Source organism: Deltaproteobacteria bacterium CG11_big_fil_rev_8_21_14_0_20_42_23 (assembly GCA_002796345.1).
Classification (GTDB): Bacteria; UBA10199; UBA10199; order 2-02-FULL-44-16; family 2-02-FULL-44-16; genus 1-14-0-20-42-23.
In genome coordinates, this window is record PCXC01000057.1 from 39,036 (window position 1) to 43,276 (window position 4,241).

Annotated in this window: 4 protein-coding genes; 1 reads left to right on the forward strand and 3 read right to left on the reverse strand. The window is 43.7% G+C overall.

Going from position 1 to position 4,241, the window contains the following annotated elements; all coding sequences use genetic code 11:
- Positions 1-74 precede the first annotated feature (74 nt).
- Together COV43_06960 and menA are read right to left on the reverse strand one after the other, a co-directional pair.
- Complete coding sequence (locus COV43_06960) at positions 75-1,073, reverse strand: hypothetical protein (protein PIR25140.1); 999 nt, start codon at positions 1,071-1,073, stop codon at positions 75-77.
- Entirely contained in the window at positions 1,070-1,930 is an 861-nt protein-coding gene (menA, locus tag COV43_06965) for a 1,4-dihydroxy-2-naphthoate octaprenyltransferase (protein PIR25141.1), read from the reverse strand. Before menA ends, COV43_06960 begins: the two co-directional genes overlap by 4 nt.
- A gap of 274 nt (positions 1,931-2,204) precedes the next feature.
- Between menA and COV43_06970 the strand changes: the two genes are divergently transcribed.
- Positions 2,205-3,080: a hypothetical protein gene (locus COV43_06970; GenBank protein ID PIR25142.1), complete on the forward strand. Its 876-nt coding sequence runs from the start codon at positions 2,205-2,207 to the stop codon at positions 3,078-3,080.
- Here COV43_06970 and COV43_06975 read toward each other — a convergent pair.
- On the reverse strand, positions 3,069-3,941 hold the full coding sequence (locus tag COV43_06975) for a hypothetical protein (protein ID PIR25143.1): 873 nt from the start codon (positions 3,939-3,941) through the stop codon (positions 3,069-3,071). The genes COV43_06970 and COV43_06975 overlap by 12 nt on opposite strands.
- Between the last annotated feature and the right edge of the window lie 300 nt (positions 3,942-4,241).

The window sequence follows — 4,241 nt, forward strand, 5'->3', positions numbered from 1 at the left end:
GGAGGGAGAAATGCACATTTGGTAACTGCCCCCTCACCTCAATCCTCTCCCTCAAGGGAGAGGAAGAAAATCAACTACAGAATCTCTCTCCACTCTTGCGATTCCAAAAAGGTGGTTTGGTATCCAAAGCCCAAGCCTTTTGGAGGCACTAGTTTTGCTCCATCCACTGCAAGTTGAGACGAGAAGCTGTTTTCCTGGTAGGACACATGCGAAATGAGACCGCAATCGTCAAGTGTATTCGGCATTTCTTCGTGAAAAAGTGCTGCCGCATAGGCCGCCGAGAGCTGATCTAGAGGGTGGGCTAAATAAGAAGTGATCACAATACGTTTTTCGGCAAAATGCTCGTAAGCCTTCACAAAACTGGGGTCCATTATGGCAGGTTTTAGCACCAGCACATCAACAGCATCCAGATCCAGAGGAAATGAAAGCGCGTCAAAACGATCCAATGCAAGAGGCACCCCCTCTTTTGCCCTAAATTGCGCCCAGCTTTCTGGGTGATAGGGAAAAGGATCTTCCAGAAAATCAATGCGTTCTTTCAGCCTGTCGCTCATGCGATGCAGCAAACGATAGGCGGCAAGCTCGTCGAGGCCCAAGTTAAAATCCAGCCGAAACTTAATGCCAGCCTTTTCAAAAGGCTTGGCCAAGTCTTCCAAAAACGAAAGTTCCCAGTTTAAATCGAGCCCCATTTTTACTTTCAGCTTGCTGAAGCCTTGGAGAAAAAGGAGCTCGCGTGTTTCTTCAGAAAATGCCCGTAAATCGCTGATAAGGTAGTGGCTTTTGGGAATAACCTTATTCTTCAGCAGAAAAACTCCATCGTTCCTGGCGTTGGCATCAAGCATCGAAAGCTGAAGTGATCGCTTTGCCAGCGAAAGTGGTTTTTCCATTTTCAAGGATTGCAATTGCTTTTCCAAAGATTCGTCACCCAATTCTGGCCAAGGATGAAGATCGGAAAATCCCACTCCAATGCCATCGTGTTCAACGCGCAACAAAGCGCCTTCTCGCGGCTTTGGTTCTGCCTTTGCGCCAAGCCTTGCCTTGGGGACAAGCTGATACGGAAAAAAGGAAATGTTCATGAAAGCAGTAATCCTCCGGAAAAAAGAAGCCCAAAGAGCAAATGTAAAAGTGCGGCACGGCCTAAAAAAATATTGTAACGCGGTGATGGTGAAGTTTTCCACACTTGAAGCGCAAGATGAGCAGCAAGCGGAAAACTAAGCCAACAAAGCATTAGCCACTTATCACTCCAAAAAAAGAGCAGTACAAAAGGAAGAAAAAGAAAAAAAAGAATTTCAATTTTTGCAGCTTTAATTCCAAAACGAATGGGAAATGTTTTTCGCCCTGCTTTTGCATCTCCTTCAACGTCGCGCAGATTATTGATAGCAAGCAAAACGGTGGAAAGTGATCCAATTTGCACACCCGCTAAAACAGCAAACCCTTTCCACTGCTGCGTTTGCAAATACACAACCGTGCTTACGGCGATGACACCAAAAAAAAGAATCACAAATATCTCACCAACACCTTTATACGAAAGCGGATACGGCCCACCGGTATAGGCATAGCCCATCAGCAACGAAAAAATGCCAATGAACAAAAGTGGAAGCCCGCCTTCCACAATAAGCGGAATGGCAAAGACTAACGCCAAAACATACACCAAGGCTGCTGCAAGAAATACCGACTTTGCACTCGCCTCACCACTTTGCGTAATGCGCTTTGGACCAATTCGTTCTTCGGTGTCGGTGCCTTTTAAAAAATCAATGGCATCGTTAAAAAAATTGGTCCCAATTTGAATGCAAGCTGCTGAACAAAAAGCGAAAACAGAAACGAGGAGGTTAAACTGCGAAAAGGAATACGCTAAACATGATCCAACCATCACGGGAACAAGGCTTGCAGTAAGGGTTTTAGGACGTGCGGCGTGAATCCAAGTGGAAATCATAGAGAAAGCTTTCTAGCATAGTAAAAGGTGAAGACAACTCCTTTTGATTGATTTTGAAGTGGGTGAAATGTTTTTTACTCTTTGATTTATTTCACCTCCTAGCGGGAGGGGACTAAGGGGAGGGAGAAAAGCATTGCTTGAATAAAAAAGCTCACCCTCACCTCAATCCTCTCCCTTAGGGAGAGGAAGCAAAAACAAGAGTACCAAGCACTAAGCACCATTGCCCTATTGCACTCTTGCACCATTGTACTAATGACTCCTCAAGGAGATATTTATGAAACACTTACTCTCATTTCTTTTTTCACTCACCCTTCTTCTCACTTTCGCTTGTTCCCGAGATTCGGTGAAATCGAAGCACACGGGTTGGGTAACTGCCGTGACGCCATATGAAGAAGTAGAAAAACTGGCGAAAAACAAAAACAACACCGCAAAACTCATTGGCATTGTGAGTGCTGGAAATTGGCAAAACCAATTGGCACTTGGCACAGCGGGCCTTATTGACGATGCCTATGCTGATGTTTCTGAAAACAAAGAGGCCATGGGATATTTTTATCGTTGGGATTATTATTTTGTAGATGATGTAAAAAATATCAAAGCTGCAGAAAAAGATTTTGTGGTGGAAAATAAAAATGTATTTGGGTTTCGCTTTTTTTATGATGAGAAAAAAGATGTGGCCCGCATTCGCCTTCTTCCCTCTTCTGTTTTTCAAAAACAGCTGAAACTCAAAAGCAACAAAGGTTTAGAAACACCGCAGATTGACAGCGATGAAATAGGAAAAGCCGCAGCGAATGACATCGCTTTTCGCTTCACTTCACTCAAATCGCGTGAATACACCAAACCGCGAAGCATTAGCTACATTACCTTTGCGCTTCAGGCTGAAGAAACTGGCCCAGTGTGGGAAATGTCGATGGTGTTTCCAGACGACTTGGGATGGAAATATGGTGCGGTAAGCTATTTAGATGGCATCACCAAAAAACCAGTGTGGGAAGTGCAGCCGTTTTATATTCAGACTGAGCATACATCGCAGCAGCAAAGCACAAAAAAAGTGTATACCAGCGAAATCAAAAAGCGCGACTTCAGCAGTTCAGAAAGTTTGCTTCAGCAGTGGATCAGCGCTGCGAAGGAGCGTGAAAAATTATCAAAAGAATGACGTCGGAACCACCTCTCGCATATTATGCGGTCCCATTGTTGAGCTCTTGTCTGCATTTGGATGTGAAGCAATTCTTGCAACTCTTTCTGCAGACCTTATTGCCTGAATAGCTACACTTGCTGAGTACACTTCAAGAGCAGCTCGTTCTCTCCTCTCTTCTGCAACGTCAGATCTCACCATTCGATCTGCTAAAAAGGAAGCTCTGTATCGATTAAAAATATCCACTCCTGCAGCAACAGTACCTAAACCCAAACTCCAAGCTCCGGCTCGAAGAAGAAATGCAACTAAAGTTCCTAAACTAAAGACTAAAAGAGCTGAAGTTTCCAAATCTTGCTTCCACGCTCGTTGAATAAGCTGAGATTCATCTCTTTCTTTCAGATAAGCCTTTGCTTCAGCTTGAATATGTCGCATCATCTCAATTACTGTTTTTTTATCAAGCACACCCTCACGAATTAATCCAGCCCAAGGAATGTCAGAGTCCCATAATTGTTCAACGTCAGCACGATACAAAATTTCTGCACCCCTTACCGTTGATTGAAAATAATCGAAACCTGAAACCCTGCCAAAGGTTGCCATATCTTCAAGAAGAGCAGCCTGAAGTGATACCGGACCTCCCACATATTTTCTTGCTCTGAAATATTCTTCTGCACTCCCGCTAAAAGGTCTCTCAAAGTGTATTACTCCACCAGGCCAATTGATTTTAGCCTCCACACCTAAAGCAACATCACGTGCTGCAGCCAATTCACGGCCAAAAGGTATTCGAACACCATGGTCTGAATCGAGAGGAAGACTTATTGGAACTGTCATTCCTACAAACAAAGAAGGAAGAGCTAATCTGACTGGCGACATAACTGGATTCATACACTTCTCCTTAGAGCTGTTAAAGGATGGGCTCTATAAGGACATTATCGAAGCTTTTTTAAAAAAGTTGCGTGGTATTTTTATGGTGTTTAAGCTGTTGGTATATATTGGGTTTTTATGAGATTTTTCGGCTCAATTGAATGAGAAAATAAATTACCAGAGGAGATCCTTCGTTACACTCAGGATGACGATGTTGATTTGCTGTCACCCTGAACGAATGTGAAGGGTCTCCTCGTTCAATTGTTAGAGGAGATCCTTCTCTACGTTCAGGATGGGCATAATGGCAAAAAATGTGTGCTC